Annotated in this window: 22 protein-coding genes, 1 tRNA gene and 1 riboswitch; of the genes, 18 read left to right on the top strand and 5 right to left on the bottom strand. The window is 50.0% G+C overall.

Going from position 1 to position 21,610, the window contains the following annotated elements; all coding sequences use genetic code 11:
• Positions 1-81 precede the first annotated feature (81 nt).
• Positions 82-600: a nitroreductase gene (locus ACQY69_RS00800; RefSeq protein WP_428257798.1), complete on the bottom strand. Its 519-nt coding sequence runs from the start codon at positions 598-600 to the stop codon at positions 82-84.
• An 874-nt stretch (positions 601-1,474) separates the two neighbouring features.
• Between ACQY69_RS00800 and ACQY69_RS00805 the strand changes: the two genes are divergently transcribed.
• The 11 genes from ACQY69_RS00805 (at position 1,475) to ACQY69_RS00855 (ending at position 11,005) form a co-directional block, all read left to right on the top strand.
• The gene (locus ACQY69_RS00805) at positions 1,475-1,867 is read left to right on the top strand and encodes an SdpI family protein (protein ID WP_428257800.1); all 393 of its coding nucleotides are present in this window, start codon (positions 1,475-1,477) and stop codon (positions 1,865-1,867) included.
• A 1-nt stretch (position 1,868) separates the two neighbouring features.
• Positions 1,869-2,336: a YbaK/EbsC family protein gene (locus ACQY69_RS00810; protein WP_428257802.1), complete on the top strand. Its 468-nt coding sequence runs from the start codon at positions 1,869-1,871 to the stop codon at positions 2,334-2,336.
• A gap of 147 nt (positions 2,337-2,483) precedes the next feature.
• Positions 2,484-2,960 carry a ribosome maturation factor RimP gene (gene rimP / locus ACQY69_RS00815; RefSeq protein ID WP_428257804.1) on the top strand — a complete coding sequence of 159 codons (477 nt, stop codon included), beginning with the start codon at positions 2,484-2,486 and terminating at the stop codon, positions 2,958-2,960.
• A 21-nt stretch (positions 2,961-2,981) separates the two neighbouring features.
• Positions 2,982-4,235 (top strand): transcription termination factor NusA, encoded by a 1,254-nt coding sequence (nusA, locus tag ACQY69_RS00820; RefSeq protein WP_428257806.1) that lies wholly within the window; start codon positions 2,982-2,984, stop codon positions 4,233-4,235.
• Entirely contained in the window at positions 4,219-4,503 is a 285-nt protein-coding gene (rnpM, locus tag ACQY69_RS00825; protein ID WP_428257808.1) for an RNase P modulator RnpM, read from the top strand. The genes nusA and rnpM overlap by 17 nt, the downstream gene beginning before the upstream one ends.
• Positions 4,484-4,795, top strand: coding sequence for a L7Ae/L30e/S12e/Gadd45 family ribosomal protein (locus ACQY69_RS00830; RefSeq protein ID WP_428257810.1), 312 nt, complete (start codon positions 4,484-4,486; stop codon positions 4,793-4,795). Before rnpM ends, ACQY69_RS00830 begins: the two co-directional genes overlap by 20 nt.
• Before the next feature lie 15 nt (positions 4,796-4,810).
• Complete coding sequence (gene infB / locus ACQY69_RS00835; RefSeq protein ID WP_428257812.1) at positions 4,811-7,696, top strand: translation initiation factor IF-2; 2,886 nt, start codon at positions 4,811-4,813, stop codon at positions 7,694-7,696.
• A gap of 22 nt (positions 7,697-7,718) precedes the next feature.
• Positions 7,719-8,120: a 30S ribosome-binding factor RbfA gene (gene rbfA, locus ACQY69_RS00840; RefSeq protein ID WP_428257814.1), complete on the top strand. Its 402-nt coding sequence runs from the start codon at positions 7,719-7,721 to the stop codon at positions 8,118-8,120.
• Entirely contained in the window at positions 8,117-9,085 is a 969-nt protein-coding gene (locus ACQY69_RS00845) for a DHH family phosphoesterase (RefSeq protein ID WP_428257816.1), read from the top strand. The genes rbfA and ACQY69_RS00845 overlap by 4 nt, the downstream gene beginning before the upstream one ends.
• Positions 9,086-10,036 (top strand): tRNA pseudouridine(55) synthase TruB, encoded by a 951-nt coding sequence (gene truB / locus ACQY69_RS00850; RefSeq protein ID WP_428257818.1) that lies wholly within the window; start codon positions 9,086-9,088, stop codon positions 10,034-10,036.
• Positions 10,037-10,069: 33 nt separating this feature from the next.
• Positions 10,070-11,005: a bifunctional riboflavin kinase/FAD synthetase gene (locus ACQY69_RS00855; RefSeq protein ID WP_428257820.1), complete on the top strand. Its 936-nt coding sequence runs from the start codon at positions 10,070-10,072 to the stop codon at positions 11,003-11,005.
• A gap of 494 nt (positions 11,006-11,499) precedes the next feature.
• Here ACQY69_RS00855 and ACQY69_RS00860 read toward each other — a convergent pair.
• Positions 11,500-11,576: transfer RNA gene (locus ACQY69_RS00860), tRNA-Pro, on the bottom strand.
• A 190-nt stretch (positions 11,577-11,766) separates the two neighbouring features.
• Positions 11,767-12,753 carry a DUF1848 domain-containing protein gene (locus ACQY69_RS00865; protein WP_428257822.1) on the bottom strand — a complete coding sequence of 329 codons (987 nt, stop codon included), beginning with the start codon at positions 12,751-12,753 and terminating at the stop codon, positions 11,767-11,769.
• Positions 12,754-12,899: 146 nt separating this feature from the next.
• Here ACQY69_RS00865 and ACQY69_RS00870 point away from each other — a divergent pair, with 146 nt between their 5' ends.
• From ACQY69_RS00870 to ACQY69_RS00900, 7 genes are all read left to right on the top strand, one after another.
• Positions 12,900-14,216: a sensor histidine kinase gene (locus ACQY69_RS00870; protein ID WP_428257824.1), complete on the top strand. Its 1,317-nt coding sequence runs from the start codon at positions 12,900-12,902 to the stop codon at positions 14,214-14,216.
• A gap of 138 nt (positions 14,217-14,354) precedes the next feature.
• On the top strand, positions 14,355-15,713 hold the full coding sequence (locus tag ACQY69_RS00875) for an NCS2 family permease (RefSeq protein ID WP_428257826.1): 1,359 nt from the start codon (positions 14,355-14,357) through the stop codon (positions 15,711-15,713).
• A 52-nt stretch (positions 15,714-15,765) separates the two neighbouring features.
• Complete coding sequence (locus ACQY69_RS00880; protein WP_428257828.1) at positions 15,766-16,329, top strand: phosphoribosyltransferase family protein; 564 nt, start codon at positions 15,766-15,768, stop codon at positions 16,327-16,329.
• Positions 16,330-16,374: 45 nt separating this feature from the next.
• Positions 16,375-17,136 carry a hypothetical protein gene (locus ACQY69_RS00885; RefSeq protein WP_428257830.1) on the top strand — a complete coding sequence of 254 codons (762 nt, stop codon included), beginning with the start codon at positions 16,375-16,377 and terminating at the stop codon, positions 17,134-17,136.
• Positions 17,137-17,166: 30 nt separating this feature from the next.
• The gene (locus tag ACQY69_RS00890; protein WP_428257832.1) at positions 17,167-18,309 is read left to right on the top strand and encodes a substrate-binding domain-containing protein; all 1,143 of its coding nucleotides are present in this window, start codon (positions 17,167-17,169) and stop codon (positions 18,307-18,309) included.
• Positions 18,310-18,312: 3 nt separating this feature from the next.
• Positions 18,313-18,831, top strand: a complete 519-nt coding sequence (locus tag ACQY69_RS00895) for a metallophosphoesterase (protein WP_428257834.1) — start codon at positions 18,313-18,315, stop codon at positions 18,829-18,831.
• Positions 18,832-18,849: 18 nt separating this feature from the next.
• On the top strand, positions 18,850-19,980 hold the full coding sequence (locus ACQY69_RS00900; RefSeq protein ID WP_428257836.1) for a bifunctional metallophosphatase/5'-nucleotidase: 1,131 nt from the start codon (positions 18,850-18,852) through the stop codon (positions 19,978-19,980).
• A 53-nt stretch (positions 19,981-20,033) separates the two neighbouring features.
• Here ACQY69_RS00900 and ACQY69_RS00905 read toward each other — a convergent pair whose 3' ends face one another.
• Positions 20,034-20,801, bottom strand: a complete 768-nt coding sequence (locus tag ACQY69_RS00905) for a LytR/AlgR family response regulator transcription factor (protein WP_428257838.1) — start codon at positions 20,799-20,801, stop codon at positions 20,034-20,036.
• A gap of 32 nt (positions 20,802-20,833) precedes the next feature.
• Positions 20,834-21,358 carry a folate family ECF transporter S component gene (locus ACQY69_RS00910; protein ID WP_428257840.1) on the bottom strand — a complete coding sequence of 175 codons (525 nt, stop codon included), beginning with the start codon at positions 21,356-21,358 and terminating at the stop codon, positions 20,834-20,836.
• An 81-nt stretch (positions 21,359-21,439) separates the two neighbouring features.
• A riboswitch (THF riboswitch) is annotated at positions 21,440-21,530 on the bottom strand.
• Positions 21,531-21,610: the final 80 nt, after the last annotated feature.

Consider the following 21,610-nt stretch of genomic DNA (forward strand, 5'->3'; position numbering starts at 1 on the left):
ATGAGGCTTTCGTCTGTTTATACGATCACAGCCGCGTCAGGAGTCTGACGCGGCTGCTGCTTTATATATGGAAAGCGGAAGTTACACGTAGTAAACGTAGTTTTCCTTTCTGGGTGCGGCCTCAGGCTGTGGACAGTCGACATATCCCAGCACGCAGTGACCGATACCTTCGTAGTCGCCTTCTATACCCAGGGATTTCAGTATCTCTTTTCCTTCCTCCGACTGGAATTCTTCCTTGGCCCGGTGTATCCAGCAGCTGCCGATGCCCTCGCTGTGAGCAGCCAGCATCAGATTGCCGATGACCAGACTGCCATCGTAGATGTATGTCGGGAATTTTCTGTCAGCCAGTACTACCAGCACTACCGGCGCGCCGTAGAATGGGTCGATATCGGTCCCCATTATTTTCGCGTTCATTCTGGAAAGTTTGTCCCGGAGCGCCTTGTCGGTTACGGCGATGATTATGGGAGATTGGTTGCCCTTTCCCGACGCCGCGTAAGTCCCTGCTTCGCATATTTTCCTTATGGTTTCTTCAGGTATCATGTCAGGTTTGTAGTTTCTGACACTTCGCCTTGTCTCCATTGCGTTTATGATATCGTTCATTTTTCTACCTCCTTCTATATATTTATTATAGTTGAGCCGCCGGGAAAGTACAAGGCGGCCATATTCTTTCTTCGGGCGGAGCGACAGGAAGGACAGCGGTTGTGAAAGTTTCAGCAAGCCATAAGTGTTCACATCAGTACCATGCCAAAATGCCGAAAAAATAATTGCCAAATCACCGAAAAAGGAATTTCTATTCTAAGAAATAAATTTGATATGATAAAATGAAGCCGCCCTCTTTTTTAATGGCTCTTATCGTGTGGGTGACTATGCATACAGGAGGCAGGATGGAACATATGTAGTTTGTACAATAGACAATCACCTTCTCTTGCGATTTACAGCTAAATTTGCCGCATTTTAAGAAAAAGTCATAAATTCGGCAGCGCTGACGCAACTTCGTGCCGGATATACGCTATAAAGAAGAAATCCGGCAGCCGAAACAGTAACGAACTGCAGTTGCAGCAGAGATGGAATGTTATATATGGAATATATTTATAAATAGTTGCCGGATAATCAACTTATACAAAAAATTCGGCAAGAGGCCGTGTCAAGCGTGCCGGATTCCGGGTCAGATTTAAAAATCCGGCAAGCCATCATGTCGGGCGTGCCGGATTTTCAAGAGGATAACGATATTCGGCAACCATCATTTGATTCACCACGGATTTTGCAAGGCTGGTCATGAGAGAATGCCGAAAAAGCGTTCTCGCGACGCCACTTTCGGCACATCCACCCCTGAAATTCGATTGCGGTAAGGGCGGGAAACGCTGTCAGAGGAGGCCCTGGAAGGTTCACTGCCTTTTCCCGTTTATTTCTGCCGGAGCAGATGGTATAATAGGAGCAGGCCGAAGGGAAGCGGGATGAAAGTGAGGTAAGGGAAATGTCGTGGGATACAGTGCTCATGATGGTGTCGGACATGCTGATACCGGTGATAATGGTTGGTATCGGGCTGCTTTTCGTCAAGCGACCGCCGAGGATCATAAACGGCGCTTTCGGATACAGGACCAGGATGTCCATGAAGAACGAGAAAACGTGGCGTTTCGCTCATCAGTATTTTGGAAGACTGTGGCTACTGATCGGGATACCTGTACTGATCCTGACCGGTGTGGTATTGAGCTGGATGGCAGTATCGGGTCTGGATGGCGACAGGATGGAAAACATAGGGCTGACAGTCCTGTTCTTGCAGATGATACCGTTATTGGCACCTATCGTACCGACGGAGAAGGCTCTTAGAAAGAAATTTGACACAAATGGAAACGGGAAGGAGAACTGATATGTCATTGGAAAAGGCAAAAGAATATCTGAAAGGCTTCGGTCTTGACGACAGGATAATGGAATTCGATGTTTCGTCAGCTACGGTGGCGGAGGCAGCAAAAGCGCTGGATTGTCAGGAGTGTGAAATAGCGAAGACGCTGTCTTTCATGGTGGGGGAGACCCCTGCGCTCATAGTGGCGGCAGGCGACTGCAAAGTGGATAACAGGAAGTACAAGGCGGAATTCGCTACAAAGGCCAAGATGCTTCCTTTCGATAAAGTGGAAGGGCTTATAGGACATGCCGTAGGCGGTGTATGTCCATTTGGAATAAATGATGGAGTTATCGTATATCTGGACGAGTCGCTTAAACGGCTGGAAAAAGTATATCCCGCATGTGGAAGCTCCAACAGCGCTATCGGAATGAGTCTTGAGGAGCTGGAAAAGACGACAGGGTATGAGAAATGGGTGGATGTCTGTAAAATAATATGATAAAAACCCTTGAAATTTCAATGATAGTATGATAATATAACAATGATATGACTAATGGCTTTAGTAAGAGTGGGTGTTCACCCACTCTTTACTTTTGTGAACGGGCAGGAAAGCGATTGCCCGATGGAGAGCGAAAGAGAGATTTTTATGTCGAAGAAAAAGATAACCGATGCGGTGGAGGAACTGCTGGCGGAATTCATGGATCAGGAAGGCTACGAGCTCTATAACTGTGAATTCATCAAGGAAGGCAGGGACTGGTTCCTGAGGGTGTACGTTGACAGACCTGCGAAGGACGAATATATAGGAACAGAGGATTGCGAAAAGGTCAGCAGATTTCTGAGCGACAGGCTGGATGAGGAGGACTTGATACAGCAGAATTACTATTTGGAAGTGTCCTCACCGGGGATGGACAGAAAGCTGCTCAGACCGGAGCATTATGAAAGGTATGCGGGAAGCGAAGTTGAGATCAGGCTCTACAAGGGTAAAGACGGAAAGAAGAGGATACAGGGCGTGCTGGGAGGCATAGACGACAACGGCATCGTATCGGTCACAGACCACGATGGCAGGGAATGGAAGCTGCCGCTGGATGAGATCGCAAAAGCCAACTTGGTTGTTTTGATATAGATTTAGGAGGATGTGAGAAAAATGAACAAGGAGTTTATAAACGCTATCGACGATCTGGTAAGAGAAAAGGGGATATCCAAGGATGTCCTCATAGAGGCCATAGAATCGGCGCTCGTTTCAGCATATAAGAAGAACTACGGCACGGCGCAGAACGTCAGGGTGAACATCGACAGAGAGGAAGGCGACGTGGATGTGCTGATGAGGAGAGACGTGGTGGAAGAGGTGGAGGACGAATTCACTCAGATCTCCATCGACGAGGCTCTGGAAATAGATCCAAGATATCAGGTGGGAGATGTGGTCGAGTATCGTGTCACACCGAAAGATTTTGGACGGATAGCGGCGCAGACTGCCAAACAGGTGGTGGTGCAGCGGATAAGAGAAGCGGAGAGAGGGATCGTATTCGACAATTATATCGACAGGCAGGGTGAGTTGATCACAGGCGTGGTACAGCGGATAAGCAACGAGACCATCTTTGTAAATATGGGCAATACGGAAGGCATCCTGGTGGCCGGCGAGAGGGCGTCAGGGGAAAGATACAAGGTCAACGACAGGATAAAGGCATATATCATGGATGTGCGAAAAAGTACTAAAGGACCGCAGATATTCCTTTCGAGGACCCACCCGGGTTTCGTAGAGAAGCTTTTTGAGCTGGAGGTGCCGGAGATAGAGGATGGGACTGTGGTGATAAAGAGCATAGCCAGAGAGGCCGGATCCAGGACGAAGATAGCTGTTTATACGGAGGATGAGAATGTGGATCCTGTAGGAGCGTGTGTCGGGACGGGAGGATCCCGTGTAAAGAATATCGTCGACGAGCTTTTCGGGGAAAAGATAGATATAACCACGTGGGACGATGATCCGAAAGTCCTCATAAAGAACGTCCTCAGTCCTGCCAAGGTGGAAGAAGTCATGGTAGATGAGGAGGAAAAGGCGGCTACGGTTGTGGTGCCGGACTATCAGCTTTCGTTGGCCATTGGAAAGTCCGGACAGAATGTAAGGCTGGCAGCCAGGCTGTGCGGCTGGAAGATAGATATAAAAAGTCACAGTCAGTACTTCGATGCTCCGGAGGATGAGGAGGAATATATCGAAGACGGTATAGAATATGTAGATGATGATGCAGACGAATATGGCATAGAATATGTTGATGATGAGTATGCTGATGACGCCGGTGAAGAGGGCGAAGAGGAGGCAGCAGAGGACGTCGATGCCGAGACTGACGAAGAAGTATCAGAAGATGAAGATATGAGTGAAGACAGGGGCGATGAACTTGAAGAATAAGAAGATCCCCATGAGAAGATGCGTAGGCTGTATGGAGTCCAAGCCGAAGAACAGCATGATAAGGATAGCTTGCTACGAAGGGGAGATATCCATCGATCCCGCAGGCAAGGCGAAAGGACGGGGCGTTTATATGTGTCCTGATAGAGAATGTATGGAGAAGGCCAGGAAGAAGAGAGCTCTTCAGAGAAATTTCGGCATTGCCATAAGCGAAGAAAGACTGGATGCGCTGTTCGGAGAACTGGAGGGCTATGAAAAAGAAAATAGATAGTTATCTTGGTTTCGCCAAGAAGTCGGGGAATCTGATGTCGGGGATAAATACCTGCTCATTTGGGCTCAGCAGAGGAAAGGTGAAACTGGTCATCCTGGCGGAGGACATCTCCGAAAACAGCGAAAAGAAGATGATGAAGGAAATCAGGAAACACGGTGTAAAACATGTGAAATACGGTAGAGGCGAAGAGCTTTCACATATCGTGGGAGAGTCGGGCAGAAGCGTATTTGCCATATGTGACGATAATTTTGCGAAAGTTATTTTGGATGAGATAAAGGGAGAGACAGAATAAAAGGAGGAAGTGCTTATGAAGATAAAGGAATTGGCGACCGAGTTGAGTCTTACCGGCGGGGAAGTTCTTGAAAAAGCCAAATCTATGGGTATCGCAGTGACCAATGAGAACGACGAGCTGTCGGACATCGATGCGACAGCAGTGAAGAATACGATCACGAAAAGCGGCGCCCACGCGGAAACCAAGGTAGTGAGAGTGAGGAATAAGAAATCCGAGAGCGATAAGAAGGACGGAGAACCGAAAGTGACTGTAAAGGCCGCCAATATCAAGCTTCCCGAGGTGAAGAAATCAGCCAAGGCAGCAGCAAAATCCTCCACGAAGAAATCGACGGCAAAACCGCCTGTAGGCAAGCCGATCGTATCAAAGGAAGTAGAGAGCAGGATGAAACCGCCTGAAGGAAAGCCGGTCGTATCGAAAGCGATGCTGGAGGAGCGCCTTGCTAAGGAGCAGGCTGAAAAGAAGCAAGCTGAAAAGAAGGCCGCCGTCAAACCGGAAGAGAAAAAGCCGGTCGGCGAAAGGAAACCGGCACCGGCGCAGGAGAAACCTGTGGAGAAAAAAGCGGCGGAGACAAAAGTCGCGGAGGCCGGATCGGCAGCAAAACCGACCGCTAAACCGGCTGCGGAAAAAGCAGAGCCGAAGAGGACGGAAGCGCCGAGAAGACAGAGCAGGCTCAAGGTCATCAAGAAGGCGGAAGATGTGAAGCGCGAGGAAGAGGAAGCCGCCGCCAGACGAGAGGCAGCCAGACGGGAAGCTGAAAAGAAGAAGGAAGAACAGAGGGCTTCCCAGAAAGGTGATGACGGAAAGAGACGCGGTGACAGGAGAAACAGTGACAGAAAGCATGGCGGAAGGCCGCAGGACAGAAGAAACGACAGAGGTGACAGGAACGAGCGCCAGGAGAGATCGCAGCGTCCGGCAGCAAGGAAGGACAGCGGAGCATCTGAAGTCATGGCTCAGAAACCTGGTTCCCACAGATCTGATAAGAAGAACAGGGACAGGGATAAGGAGCATGATAAATTCTCCAAGCTGGAAAGAGGCGGCGGAAAGAAGATGAAACCGGCCAGGTCTTTGGAAAAGCAAGTGCGAAACAAGAAACACAACAAGCCGAAACCGGCTCCGGAACCTGAGATCGAAGCTGCTCCACTGCCGGTAGGAACGGTCCTCATCAACGTCCCTATTACAGTAGCGGGATTCGCTGAACAGACAAAGACGACGGTATCGCAGATCATCATGACACTGATGAAGATGGGCGTCATGGCCAATATAAATCAGAATCTGGACGAGGATACGGTAGTACTGCTGGCTGATGAGATGGGGATACAGGTCGCCATAGGAAACGTGAAAGAAGAGGTCGAGGAAGAAGGCATAGAAAACTTCGAGGATAAGGAGGAAGATCTCAGACCTAGAGCACCTATCATCACAGTAATGGGTCACGTCGATCACGGAAAGACGTCGTTGCTGGACGCCATCAGGAAGACCAATGTCACGGCACAAGAGTCAGGCGGCATCACTCAGCATATAGGTGCGTCGGAAGTAGAGATAAACGGACAGAAGATAGTTTTCCTCGATACACCGGGACATGAGGCGTTCACTGCCATGAGAGCCAGAGGAGCTCATGCGACGGATATCGCTGTACTGGTCGTAGCTGCCGATGACAGTGTGAAGCCGCAGACTCTGGAGTCCATCAGCCATGCCAAGGCGGCCGGAGTCCCTATGATAGTGGCTATAAACAAGATCGATAAACCGGGAGCTAATCCGGATGTGGTAAAATCCGATCTGGCAAATAATGGCGTACTGGTAGAAGACTGGGGAGGAGACGTGATAAGCGTTCCCGTATCGGCCAAGACAGGCGAAGGTATCGTAAACCTTTTGGAAATGATACTGCTGCAGGCAGAAGTGCTTGAACTGAAGGCAAATCCTAACAGACTGGCTCTGGGAACAGTACTGGAGGCTCGTCTCGACAAGGCCAAAGGCCCTATCGCCAGCCTGCTGGTGCTCAACGGGACTTTGAAGGCAGGGATGAGTATCGTCGCGGGAACGTGCTCCGGTAAAATAAGGAGGATGACCAATTCCAAGGGCGAGACATTGAAACAGGCCGGCCCCGCGACGGCTGTCGAGGTGCTGGGACTTACAGAGGTGCCTCACGCAGGCGACGTGTTCAATGCTGTCAAGGATGACAGGCTGGCCAGAGAGATCGCTGAGAACAGGCAACTGAAACTCAGAGAAGAAGTACTGGCCAGAAATTCCAGCACTACACTTGAAGAGCTGTTCAGTCAGATTCAGGAAGGCGAAGTAAAAGAACTGAACCTCATCGTCAAGGGAGACGTGCAGGGTTCGGTAGGCGCTATCGTTTCGTCGCTGGAGAAGCTTTCCAATGATCAGGTGAGGGTGAACATAGTCCATACGGGAGTAGGTGCAGTCAACGAATCGGATATAATGCTGGCTGGGACATCTGATTCGATAATAATCGGATTCAACGTGAGACCAAGCTCCGCCGTCAGCACTATAGCGGAGCGTGAAGGCGTACAGATAAGGACATACAGAGTCATCTACGATATAATCGATGATGTGGAAAACGCCATGAAGGGTATGCTTGATCCTGAATTCAAAGAAGTGATACTGGGAACAGTAGAGATAAGAGATACCTTCAAGGTACCGGGCGTAGGCATAGTAGGCGGTGGATATGTCACCGATGGAAAGATAGTGAGAAACGAACAGATACGTCTCGTGAGGGATGGTATAGTGATCCATGAAGGAAAGATATCGTCTCTCAAGAGATTCAAAGATGATGTCAGAGAAGTGGCTCAGGGCTACGAGTGCGGTATCGGGATAGAGAATTACAATGATATCAAGGAAGGCGATGTGATCGAATGCTTCACTATGGAAGAGGTGGAGAGAAGCTGAGCACATCAGACAGGAGATTTAAATGGCGAGAGGATATAGACAAGGCAGACTGGGAGAGGAGATAAGAAGGATAATAAGCGAGATGCTTATCAGGGACATCAAGGATCCGCGTTTGTCAGCGATGATAAGCATAACGGCAGTGGAGGTGACCAGCGACGGAAGCTATGCTACCGTATATCTGTCTGTCTTGGGCGCTGATCCCGGTCAGGAGACGGCTGAAGAACAGCAGAAGGAGACTATTGCGGCTCTCAACAGGGCCAAAGGCTTCATAAGGAGTGAGATAAGTCATCAGATAAAGATGAGACATGTGCCGGAGCTGATTTTCAAGATAGATAAATCCATGGAGTATGGGCGGCACATATCGAATATAATAGATCAGCTGGAGATAGACCACAGTAACGATGATGAGGGAGAAGACAGATGATAAGCAATTCTTCTCTGAAGGATATAGGCAGGATGCTTATGGAGGCTGAAAATATCCTGCTTTTCCCACATACCAGCCCTGACGGAGATGCTATAGGCTCATGCGCGGCTTTGTGCCGGGCTCTGAGGGAAGCGGGGAAGACTGTGTGGATATTGCTGGATGAGCCGGTCACCGGCTATCTGGCTTTCATGGATACGGAATTCTGCACGGAAGATAAGGACATCATAGGAAAGCCTGACGTATGTGTATGCATAGACTGCAGCGAAGAGAGCCGGTTTCCGGACAGAGCTGCAAAATACAGGGAAGGCAGGATAAAGCTGTGTCTGGATCACCATGTGACATCGGGAAGCTTCGGAGACTATTACTATGTAGATGGTGATGAAGCGGCTACGGCTCAGATAGTATACAGACTTCTTGTAGAAATGGGCCTGGAGATAGGGAAGACGACAGCAGAATCTCTCTATATAGGGATAAGCACTGATACCGGCAGCTTCCGTCACTCCAACACAACTGCCGAATCCCATCTCATAGCGGCTCAGCTGTTCAAAAAAGGTATAGACCATACGCGCATCATCGTAAATCTGTATAACAGCGTCAGTTACAAACGCGTAAGAATGGAGAGCGAGATATTGAGCCGGATGGAGCTGCTGGCAGAGGGCAAGGCAGCTATTTCCTGTGTAACGGAGGAAATGCTGGCAGCGGAAAACGCTGCTCTGGAAGACTGTGAAGGCGTCGTGGATGCGCTGAGAGATATACGCGGTGTGGAACTGGCAGCCTTCCTAAAGGAAAAGAGCGGCGCGGTGAAAGTCAGTCTCAGAGCCAAGTCTTACGGCAATGTAGATGAGATAGCTGTGAAGTTCGGAGGAGGAGGTCATGTGAAGGCGGCCGGGTGTACGCTGTATATGTCCATGGATGAGGCCATGGAGGTCATGAAGAAGGAGCTTTGCGATTACTGGGAGAGATAGATGAAGGATGGCATACTTATAATAGATAAACCGCAGAACTGGACTTCTCATGACTGTGTCGCGGTGTGCAGGAGGGCTTCCGGTGTAAAAAAGACAGGGCACGGAGGCACGCTGGATCCTATGGCGGAGGGACTGCTGCCTGTCTTCATAGGCCGGGCGACAAAGATCATGGAATATCTGGATCTGGACTATAAGACGTATAGATGCAGGGCGAAGCTGGGCATCACGACTGATACCATGGATGTGTGGGGGACGGTCGTGGAGCAGAGGAGCACGGAAGGAATCACCGAGGAGGATATACGCGAGAAGATGGAGCTGTTTCGTGGAGAGATATCACAGTTGCCCCCCAAATATTCTGCTGTGCGAGTTAAGGGGAAGCGTCTCTACGAATATGCCCGCGATGGTCAGGATGTGGAGATAAAACCACGCAGGGTTCGGGTCAGCAGGCTGGAAATAAAGGACATCGATATGGAGGCATATACTGTGACTTTTGATGTCACATGCTCTAAAGGGACATATGTGAGAAGCATATGCCATGATCTGGGAGAAGCGCTGGGATGCGGGGGCTCCATGGAGGCGCTCAGACGAACGGCCAGTGGAGTTTTCACTCTGGAGAACGCAGTATCACCGCAAGAGCTGAAGACCATGGGACCTGATGAGATCGAAAAGAGACTTTTGGATATGGATCTGCCTTTGAGACATTTGGGGAAGGCGGAGATGAGTAGGGACAGAGCGAAATATTTCTGCAGCGGCAACGGTATAAGGTGGCATCAGATAAAGGTGCGCCGGGAACCTGATGAGAAGAACTGCGATAAGTACAATAGCAGAGGGAGACGTTACAGCGACATATATACGGTGTATGAGTCGGAAAGCGGAAGGTTCCTCGGCATAGGATACCGGGATCAGGAGAAAAATGTATTGAAGGCAGATAAGATACTGACCGCTGTGTGATTTGACTGGAAAAGACTTTGAAAGGCATAGAGGATGGAAATTTTCAATTCACTGGAAGAGATAAGAGATATAGAGCCGACTGTAGTAGCCCTGGGGAATTTTGACGGGGTGCACAGAGGACATCAGCAGATAATAGAGAGGACTGTCAGGAGTGCCGACGCCATGAGGCTGAGGAGCGCAGTTTTTACGTTTTCCAATCACACCAGTACCCTCATCAAGAAGCTTCCGGATGTGAAAAACATATTGTATCCGGAGGAAAAGGCAAGGATAATAGAAGACATGGGGATAGATTACCTTTTCAACATACCATTCACAGAGGAGATCCTGACCATGCCGCCGGCGCGGTTCGTCAAAGATATCCTGGTCGATAAGTTTATGATAAGGGAAGCTTACTGCGGCTTCAACTACAGCTTCGGATACAAGGCTGAGGGAACGCCGGAGGTGTTGATGCATGAAGGTATCAAACACGGTTTCGGTATCCATGTCCAGGAGCCGTACGAGATAGATGGCGTAGTAGTGAGCAGCACATATATAAGGAAGTTGATAGCTGAAGGAGATATGGAAAAGTGCACTCGATTTATGGGGCGTATGTATTCCATAGGAGGCGAGGTGGTGGTCGGTAATAAGCTGGGACGAACTATTGGGTTCCCCACTTCAAATATCATGATAGACGAGTCTATGGCCACACCGCCTAATGGGGTGTATATCACATACTGTACCTACAACGGTGTGAAATACCCGAGCGTTACCAATGTGGGAGTGAAGCCTACAGTAGGGACATATGCCAAAAATATCGAGACTCATATCTTCAATTTCGACAGAGAACTCTACGGAAAGAAGATAAAAGTAGAGTTCATAAAAAGGACGCGTGAGGAAAAAAAGTTCGACAGTATCGAAGCTCTCAGCAGACAGATAGAGAGCGATTGCATAATGGCAAAAGCATATCACAGGGAAAAGGGTTCGCTTTAAGCGAGCCCTCGGCAGATAACAACAGAAACAGGTACACCAATGACCATGATATATTGCAGTTCATTGGTGTTTTTTTATAGAAAAGCAGAAAAACCATAAATTGGCATGACTCCTTATATACTTTTGATCAATTTTGCCCATTTCCCGTATAATGAAGAGCTGGTTTTTTCGTGATTTCTATACTTGTTTAATCTGATGATGAAGAAACCCGTATAAAAACAACAGTGTTTTGAGAGAATGGAAGATAAATTATTATACTGAAAAATGTCGGGAAAGCTGGATTCAGTACAAATTGCAGAACATTGATTCATCTGCTGTATCTGTTGAGCAGATGGCGCACGTACAAAAAGAACACGCCGAACAGGTTTTTTATTTGATCAGGTGGGAATGTAGTACAGTCCCCGGCGGAATGCCGTTTTTTTAATTATATATGGTTGTAAAAAAGTTGTAAGATCGAGAAAATAAAAAACCTTTCCACGCTGGAAAGGTTGATTTGGTCGGGATGACAGGATTCGAACCTGCGGCCTTTGCGTCCCGAACGCAACGCTCTACCAAACTGAGCCACATCCCGAAACCGACTGATTTATATAATACATCACTTCGCCGAAAAATTCCACTGTTTTTATGAAAAAAGTGATAAGGAAAAGATTTATTGAGCGGAAAATGATAAATAATGACGACAGAGAGGATCGTACGGAAGGAGCTGACACCGATAGTGCCAGGCGCTCAGTATATTATTTGCTGCAGGAGTTGCTGCCGCCTTATTGTCGCCTGTCACGGATCTTATCTTCGGGGCCCAGTTCACCGCAGAGCAGCGGTGAAGAAGCATCGTAGATGCGGCGCTTTGCGGCGACTTTTCCGGCGGTGCCGCTGGCATAGCAGTAGACACAGCCGCAGGGGCATGTGTCGTAAGTACCGATGTCGATGCTTTCCATGCAGCCGCAGTAAGCCCTCTGTCGCGTATCTTTTTTAAAATCCAGAGGATGACCGATGATGGCTTCCGTCAGATGGCGGTCTATGCAGCTGCCGTGTTCTATGCCGCATGATGACAGGTCTATCGCTTCTGCGCAGCTGGTGACTGTTATACCGGATTTTTCAGCCGCAGAGCTTATCTTTTTCGCAAACTCCATCAGCTGTGATTGGCCGGGAAGATAAGACGATATTGCTTTCAGGGCTTTTTTGTTTTTCGCGTATTCATCGACGAAGCTGATGACGCACCGCTTTGTATAGCCGGACAGCCCGGCTGCCAGGCGGCTGAATGCGTGCAGATGATACTCCGGGGTATAGCGCTCCGTGAACATGATGGGATCGTATCGCCATATCACCCTGTGGGGTCCTGTCCGCGTCGACAATTTTTTGAAAGTGGTAAGAGCTTCATTCACAGGAGGTGCCCCGGGTTCCACATCTTTCCCGTAACCTGTCATCGTGAACTGGAAATAGTAGGAGTAGGATGAGAGCTCGTCCAGTCTTTCCAGCATGGGGCCGGGGTCTCTGCTCCAGAATACCAGGCAGTCCACCGCATCCGGCGAAAGATCTATCCTGCTTATCTGGCGGGGGTTCATGGGGTTCTTTACGAAGCAGAATCCTTTTTTTATCCTGTTGTAGAACCATTCCGAGTAATAACGGGGAATGTCCGTCCTGCGGCTCACGCTCAGTATCATCGTCATCACTTCCTGTATCAGTATGATCACAGTATACACCATTTCGATCAGTTCAGGAAACAGCGATGACGCTGGTTTTACAGACATTTTTCGTTTTTGAAGAAAAATATCTGTATTTTCCCGCCGGTCAAAAGCTCTGCAACAACTTGATGCTGACTGACGCGAGGAGAAGATTGAACCGGAGCAGGCGTCATGATATAATTAATCTACTTCAGAGCAAAGGAACATCGGACATGCAATACAGCGAAACTGTCAATTTTTTAATGATGCTCTCCAACGTGTTCATTGCGGCCTACGCCACGCTGTTGGTGGAGTTTCGCTCGCCCGAGAAGGTGTGGATGAGAAGGTGCGTGGTGATAACCGGGGGACTGATAATCGTCAATGCTTTTTTTCGGGCGGCTTTCGGAGGGGATAATTATCAATATGTAGCGGTGTTTCTGCTGACTCTTCCCTATACCCTTCTTATCTTATGGTGCTCCAGATACAGGGGATTCAAGATCGTTTTCAATGTGTGTACATGTCTGTGGATGGGCTGTACCGCAGATACCGCAGGTATATTGGCGCAGTCGCTTTTTCCGGGGCACGAGTGGGTGCGTCTCGTTGTCCGTGTGATAGGGTTCACGCTTCTTTACTTTCTCCTGAGGACTTTCAGACCGTATTACCGCCGCATGCTGCGTATACTGGAGCACGGATGGGGGATATTGTGCATACCTCCGATGGTGACATCCTTCACAATACTCTACCTCAACAACGAGCTGCTGCCGAAAGATCCGTTGCCTGTGGCGATCGCCCTCATATGTGTGACGGCCATATGCGCCGGTGCTTATGTGCTGATATTCCAGCTGTTTACGAAAGAGCTCCATGAGCATGAGCTGAAGAACAGCCGACAACTGATGGACGTGCAGATACACTTGCTGGAGAGGCAGATGAAGGCTATGAGCAATGCAGAGGAAGCCATGAAAGTCCAGCGCCACGATATGCGTCATCAATGGGCAGCGATTTCGGAGCTGGTGGAAAGTGGAAATAAAGAGGCGGCGCTGGGACTCATCGGGACGGCCAGGGAGCACCTGGAGGACAGCCGGACTCATCGATGGTGTGAAAATGATGTGCTGAACGCCATGTTTGCATATTATTTCGAACAGGCTGAAAGGGGCGGCATAGACATGAAGATTGAGATAGACTTTCCGGAGAAATTACCTGTCGGAGCCGTAGAGCTTTCCATGGTCTTTGCCAACGCTCTGGAAAACGCCATACGGGCATGTAAGGATGTGCCGGAAGGGAAGAGGAAGATCATGTGTCGCAGTATCCGCTACCCTAATCTTATGATAAAGATAGAGAACACATGCTCCGGGTACATAGAGGTTGATAGCGAAGGGCTGCCGGTGTCCTCCGGGGAGGGGCATGGCATAGGCTCGCGTTCCATCGCTGCTTTTTGCAAGAAGTACGGGGCGATGTACGATTATCAGGTAGAAGACGGTTGGTTCCGCCTCAGGATATCCATGCCAAAGGTGTCCTCGCAGAAGGATTTTCCACCGAAGAATTCATCCTGAGGGCAAATCAAATCGTCACAGAGAATCCCTATTTGTCACAGAAACATATGGCCGACGGCCTGTGTGATATAATCCTAAAGTTATCGTCGTATGTGCTGTGCGGAAAAGAGCGCGGCACCTCAATCGTGGAGAGGAAAAATGGAAAAGTTGTTTAAACTCAAGGAGAACGGTACTACGGTACGAACTGAAGCTGCCGCAGGTCTCACTACATTCCTGTCGGTAGTGTACATCCTGGCTGTTAATCCCGGGATGCTGGCTGCAGCGGGGATGGATGCCGGGGCCGTATTCACCGCTACGGCCATTTCGGCAGCGCTGGCCACGCTGTGTATGGCGTTTTTCGCCAATTATCCTGTGGCGTTGGCCTCCGGGATGGGGCTGAACGCCTACTTCGCTTATTCGGTCTGCGTGCCGATGGCGGAGGCAGGGATAGAGGATCCGTGGACTATAGCGCTGACGGCGGTGCTGGTAGAAGGCATCATTTTCATCATACTGTCCCTGTTCAAATTCCGTGAGACGCTGGTCAATAAGGTGCCGATGAACCTGAAGCTGGGTATCACGGTGGGGATAGGACTTTTCATCACCCTTGTCGGGCTGAAAAGCGCAGGTGCCGTCATTGGAGACGCTTCCACTCTCGTCGCCCTGGGTGATGTGGCCACGCCGCAGTTTGCGCTGGCCATGCTGGGCCTGATATTTATAGGGATCCTTCACCATTACAATGTCCCGGGCTTTCTCCTGTGGGGCATAATTTTCACCTGGGGGCTGGGGATCGTTGCTCAGCTGATCGGATGGTATCATGTGGATCCGGCGGCAGGTTCGCCTTCGCTGTTTCCTGATTTTTCCGGCTATCATTTCCTGCCGGATGCTCCGGCTTTGTTCAGCTTTGATTTTTCCTATGTGGCCAGTCATGTGACGGAATTCGCAGTCATCGTGTTCTCGTTCCTTTTCATGGATCTGTTCGATACGGTGGGGACGCTGATAGGCGTGGCGAAAAAAGGAAATCTGCTGGATGAAAACGGGAACCTGCCGCGTGCAGGCCGGGCTTTGATGGCTGATGCGGTAGGAACGGTGGCAGGAGCGTGCCTGGGTACCTCGACAGTCACCAGTTATGTGGAAAGCAGCGCCGGTGTGGCACAGGGAGGAAGGACAGGCCTTACGGCCGTATTTGCTGCGGCGTTGTTTTTGCTGGCCTTGTTCTTTTCGCCGATATTCCTGGCAATTCCGGGGTTTGCCACGACGCCGGCCCTCATTTTCGTAGGATGGCTGATGATGGGTTCTGTGAAAGAGATGACCTTTGAAGGAGACATTGCCGATGTGACAGGCGGGTTCATGGCCATAGTCATGATGCCTTTCACCTATTCCATCGCCAATGGCATCATGTTCGGCATCATCACGTGGGTGATACTGAAGGTGCTGACAGGGAAAGCCAGAGAGATACACCCTGTGATGTGGGTATCATTCGGGGTGTTCGCGTTGCGGATAATCACGCTGGTGATATGAAAAAGGCAGTGGATCGATATCGGAACGAATGATAAGTGAAAGGAAAGATGACATGAAAAAATTTTATGAAATGCAGGTGGCGGGGCTGACCAGGCGGTTGCCTCTCTGCCGGGTCAACAAAGATCTGAATATAGCCGCTTTTGTCATGTTCGGTGATGTGGAATTGACAGAGCGGTGCGCTGCCGCACTTCTGGAAAAGGCGCCGCAGTTCGATGTGCTGGTCACAGCAGAATCGAAGGGGATAATGCTGCTTTATGAAATGGCTAAGCAGTCAGGACATAATTATTACGTGGTAATGCGCAAAGAGGCCAAACTTTACATGAACGACGTGCTGACGACGGAGGTGGATTCTATCACGACAGATCACAGGCAGACCCTGTGCATGGGAGGAGACGATGTCGAGGCCGTGAGAGGTAAGAGAGTCTTGCTGGTAGACGATGTGATCTCCACCGGAGAGACGCTGGCGGCTATGGAAAAGCTCATACGCACTGCGGGAGGAGAGATCGCGGGAAGGATGGCGGTGCTGGCTGAAGGCGATGCTATCGGCCGTGAGGATATAATCTGTCTCGAAACGCTGCCGGTATTCGACGGGCAGGGAGAGCCTGTCCGGGAATAGGGCGAGATCTGCAGCATTAGATCAAGATGGAAGTGAGGCGAACGCATGAGTTTCAGAAAAACTGTTTCTGTCATCGCTGTTCTGGTGGTCATGGCATGTATATCGGGATGCGGAGCGGAAGAGAAAATGTCCGACGCGGAGTTGTGGCAGACCGCGGTGGAAGACGCTGTCATCAGTGATGACGATGAAGTGATGGAGCTGGTCACGTTGACAGCAGATGATGACCGTGTGATATGGGATGATGAGGGAGAACGGGTGCTGCTGCTGACGTGGCATGATTACGATGATGAATGCGTTCCGGGAAACGATATAGATACTGAAGCCTTCGGCGATATATGGGCGACTTCTTTTGGTGAGATGAAAGAATGGTATGAAGAAAACGGCGATGGTGTAGAGGATTGGGATCTCAGGTTCGCTCAGTTATTGGGGGTCCATAAGGACGAAGGATACACACGGTTCACGGCATTCTGGATATCGCCGGAAGACGCGATACGTCCCGCTTATGTGACTGATGTGACGGCTCAGATGAAAAACGATTACGGAAGGGTTGGAGATGGACAGTATAAGGAGTGGTTTGACGACAATATCATATGGTCGTATTTCGAGAGCGATTATCCGTGGACCAGGCTAGGCTATACTTACGATTGGAGCGGCGGTGAATCGGAGTATGGTCTTACGGAATTTCTCGTATCCGACGGAAGTAAGGCGGAGATAGCCTTCACATGTACGACTGAGGAGCTTGTAAATCGATTAGAGGGACGGACTGGATCCGGAGCCTCTGATGGAGCGGTCGGCCGGTCGGAATGATGATGCATGTGGATATGGAAAGGTGAAGATATGAAAAAGATAGTGATACTGTTTTTGGCGTTAGCGACAGTATTGTCGTTGACGGGCTGCGGCAATGAGGTGGAAGATAAGAAGAATGCGGATACGGAGACCTCTCCGCTGTACGGGAAAAAGGTGGCCTATGTCATGCAGATGGCGCCGTCGGAGATATTCCAGATGTGGTCGGCCTCCGCGGAGGAAACGGCCAACAGGCTGGGAATGGAGTACGAAGCCTTTTTCTGCAATGGTTCCGATGAGCAGTGGATGGAGACGGTGGAGCAGTGTGCCGGGGAGGGCTATGATGGGCTGCTTCTGAGCCACGGCGGCGAGGAATATTCGTATGGATTCCTCACGGGACTCATGGAACAGTATCCGAATTTGAAGATAGCTACCTTCGACACTTTTTTCGAGGATGACGAGGGGAACAGCGTGAAGATAGACGGCGTGACCCAGTTTTTCCAGCAGGATTCCCGGATGGCGGAAGATTTGTTGGATTACATCTGCAATGATCTTTATGGAGAGAAAGTGGAAGCCGGAGAGCCTGTGAACATCCTGAAAGTATGGGTGGGGCCGGACTACCTGGCTGCATTCGACAGGCGTGAAGCCGGTTACGCACGATACGAGGAAGAAGGCCTTATCGATACGGTGGAAACCATAGGGCCTTCCGATTTCGGGGATGCGGAGAGATCCATGAAGGAAGTGATGGCCGGGACTCTCGAAAACTATCAGGATGATGAGATAGACGCCATCTGGTGCTGCTACGACTTGTATGCACAAGGAGTATACGAGGCTCTGACGGAAGCGGGCCGCGATATTCCTATGGTCAGTGTAGATATCAGTGGCCGCGATATGGAAATGATGACAGCAGAAAATTCATCATGGAAGGCGTGTGCTACTACAAATTGGCATAATAACGGAGAATTCGGCATGCGGGTGCTGGCTCTGGAAATGACCGGAGACTATGGAGATATCGTTGACCCGTCTACAGGCGAAGCGAGCGACTGGCTGGAGATACCCGTAAGCGTCATCACTCAGGAGATGATATCGGAAAAGGATATCGATATCGACAGTCTGGAGAGGGTGGCGGGAGATGAGTACAGTGACCGCTCGTGGATGCCGGCGGCCGACTGGATGAAAGAATTTTTAGGAGATTAAAACATGAAGCTGAAGAAAGTAAAAGTATTGACCCTGTCGCTGCTGCTGGCGCTCCTTATCGGACTTATGGGAGGCTGCGGAAGCGACGATGGACAGCAGGACATCGTCGTTCTTTACACAGGTGACGTGTACTGTGCTGTAGATGAGAATATCGGCTATGCCGGACTGGCGGCCTATAAGAAGCAGGTGGAGGAGGAGACTCCTTACGTTGCGCTGGTGGACTGCGGAGATGCGCTGCAGGGTGACGCCATAGGAACGATTTCCCAGGGAGAGTATCTCGTGGATATCATGAACAAGGTGGGCTATGATTTTGCCGTACTGGGAAATCACGAGTTCGATTATGGGATGGAACGGTTGGCGGAGCTGATGGAAATGTCGGATGCTGCCTATCTGGGCTGTAACGTGGACTATACAGGCAGCGGCGAGAACGCGCTGTCGGCGCTGCAGCAGTATGAAATAGTCGACTACGGAGATACGAAGGTGGCCTTCATCGGGATATCGGCTCCCGAGAGTATAAGCTAATCGACACCGGCCTACTTCATGGATGAGAACGGAGACATCGTCTACAGCTTCTGCTCGGACAGCGGAGAAGCGTTGTATTCCAGAGTCCAGGAAACGGTGGACAGTTGCAGGGAGGAAGGTGCCGATTATGTCATCGCCCTTACCCATCTGGGAGATGACGAATCCTCGGCGCCGTTCCGTTCGACAGATCTGATAGCGGGGACCAGAGACATAGATGCTGTGCTGGACAGCGATTCTCACAGCGCGATAGACAGCGATATGGTGGAAAATGAAGAGGGAAGGGAGATCCCTCTTTCCTCCTCAGGGACAGGTCTGGAGAACATAGGGCAGCTTACCATAACGCCGGAGGGCGATATCACTACCCGGCTGATATCTGATTTCGAGGAAAAGGACAGCGATATGGAGAGCTTCATGGCTGACATACAGAGCGAATACGAGGAAGAGCTCCAGCAGGTCATAGCAGGCAGCGATGTGGAGCTTACGGCGGAGTCGGAGGACGGCGTGCGTCTCATAAGGAACAGGCAGACGAATCTGGGAGATTTCTGCGCCGACGCCTACCGTCAGATAGCGGGAGCTGACATCGCCTTCGTCAACGGCGGAGGCATCAGGGCGGATCTGCCCGAAGGTGATATAACGTATGAAGATATACTGGCGGTACATCTATACGGCAATCATCTCTGTGTAGTGGAAGCTACGGGACAGGAGATACTGGACGCGCTGGAGATGGGAAGCCGTTCGACCATGGCGGAAACGGGAGACGGTGAGAAGGCAGCGGGGGAGAGCGGAGGCTTCCTTCAGGTGTCGGGGCTCAGATATACGATAGATACATCGGTGGATTCTACAGTGAAAGTCGATAAAGACGGGATGTTTGTGTCGTGCGGACAGCAGCGCAGAGTCAAGAACGTGGAAGTGCTGCAGGATGACGGCAGCTATGAGCCTATCGATGTGGATGAGACATATACGCTGGCTTCCCATGATTACATGCTTCGTCAGAGCGGCGACGGCTTTACCATGTTCGCGGACAACGAGATGGTGGTAGAAGAGGGTATGGTGGATTATCAGATACTGATCACTTATATCAGCGACTATCTGGGCGGGAGTATAGGAGAACAGTATTCCTCTCCGGACGGAAGGATAACAGTAGAATAAAAGCGGAAGATATGCTTAGTATGAAAAAAGGGCTGCCCATTGACGTTTTTATGTCAATGAGGCAGCCCTTCGTTGTTGTCCGTCTGACGGTGCGCGTTCCTCTCCATCCAGTAGTCCATCCAGGCGCGCAGGATGTCGTTTTTAGCGCCTTTTGGGATGGGCAGGGTCGCTCCGTTGACGAAGATCAGCTCCTTCTTTTGGATCTCCTTTATATGATGCAGGTTGACCGCGAAGCTGGAGCCCAGCATCTTAAAGCTGATTGAAGACAGAAGCTGCGCCACCGCGTTTCTGAAAGATGTGTGGAGCTTCAGGCTGTCGATGATAGTCCCATCGAAAAGCCGATATCTGGCTGCGCGGGAGTACAGTTCAGCGTACAGGATATCCGAGACGCTGATGATGACAGTCCCGCTGGCGGTATTTACGGTGATCGTATCGGCCTTGTTTTTTTCTATGATCTTTTCAGCGCGGGCAAGAACAGTGAAGAGCTGTTCTCTGTCTACAGGCTTGACGAGATAGTGAAAAGCCTGGACGCTGTAAGAATCCACTGCGAAGTCTTTCGATGTGGTGATGTAGACTATGGGAGCCGAGACTCCACGGTCCCTCAGAGCGTTTCCCAGCTGGATGCCGGACATCTCCGGCATGATGATATCCAGAATATACAGGTCGAAAACATCGGGGCCGTTCCAGTCCACTATATCCAACAGCTTTCGGCCGTCGGAGTACATTTTCAGGTTTGCGTTGCCGTTGAAATATTCCGCTGTAAGCAGCGCCATCATATTTTGTTGTTCCATTTCGTCATCGCACAGCGCGATCTTCAGCATAATGTCACGTCCTGTTCTCCGCCGTCAGGACATCACCATGCAGTCCTGTCTTTTATATAAGGCAGCTTCGAAATGATGCGATTCCATACCAGCGGTATCAGCAGCAGGTGTATCGGGAGCATCACAACGCATTTCAGTATCCTGGTAGGCAGCAGCGCGATAAAACCGTCGCCCATAAGTATGGAAAGCCATACCGTATCGAGGACCAGGTTCAGACCGAGAACGATGATAAGGCTGGCGGGCAGCACTCGTTTCCAGGTGATATCCTTACCATGAAGGAAAAACCCGAAGACGAAACCGGTGATGAACGCGGTCAGTGTGAAGCCCGGGAAATACGCCCCTGTAGGGAAGATCATCATCCCCAGAAGGTCTCCTATGGTGTAGCCGACAGCAGCCCACCACGGTCCGAACATTATCCCAGCCATCGCTACAGGAAGAAATCCAAAGCCTATCCTCAAGATAGGCGTATTGATGGAACAAAATCTGGTCAGGATTATTTCCAGCGCGATGAGAAATGCCATGATGACAAGTCTGGTAGTGTTAGATTTGTTAGCCATTAAAAAAAACTCCTTTCCTCAAATAGTCGTAGATTAACTACACTAAAGAGTTACAGAAGTTTTCACTTGATTCCTTGGTGTAGTAGCGGACGCGATATTGCACCGCAGCATAGCTTTCGTTCATAAGCAACATCCCATCTTATGACACTTTACGCACAATATCTACTCTACGCGATTTTATTATATCATATAGGCGCGAGGTGTACAACGCTGCGGCCTAAAAATTTTGAAAATACCGGTACGTATGCCGGA

The organism is Gallibacter sp. Marseille-QA0791 (assembly GCF_965119705.1).
Classification (GTDB): Bacteria; Bacillota; Clostridia; order Peptostreptococcales; family Anaerovoracaceae; genus Lentihominibacter; species Lentihominibacter excrementipullorum.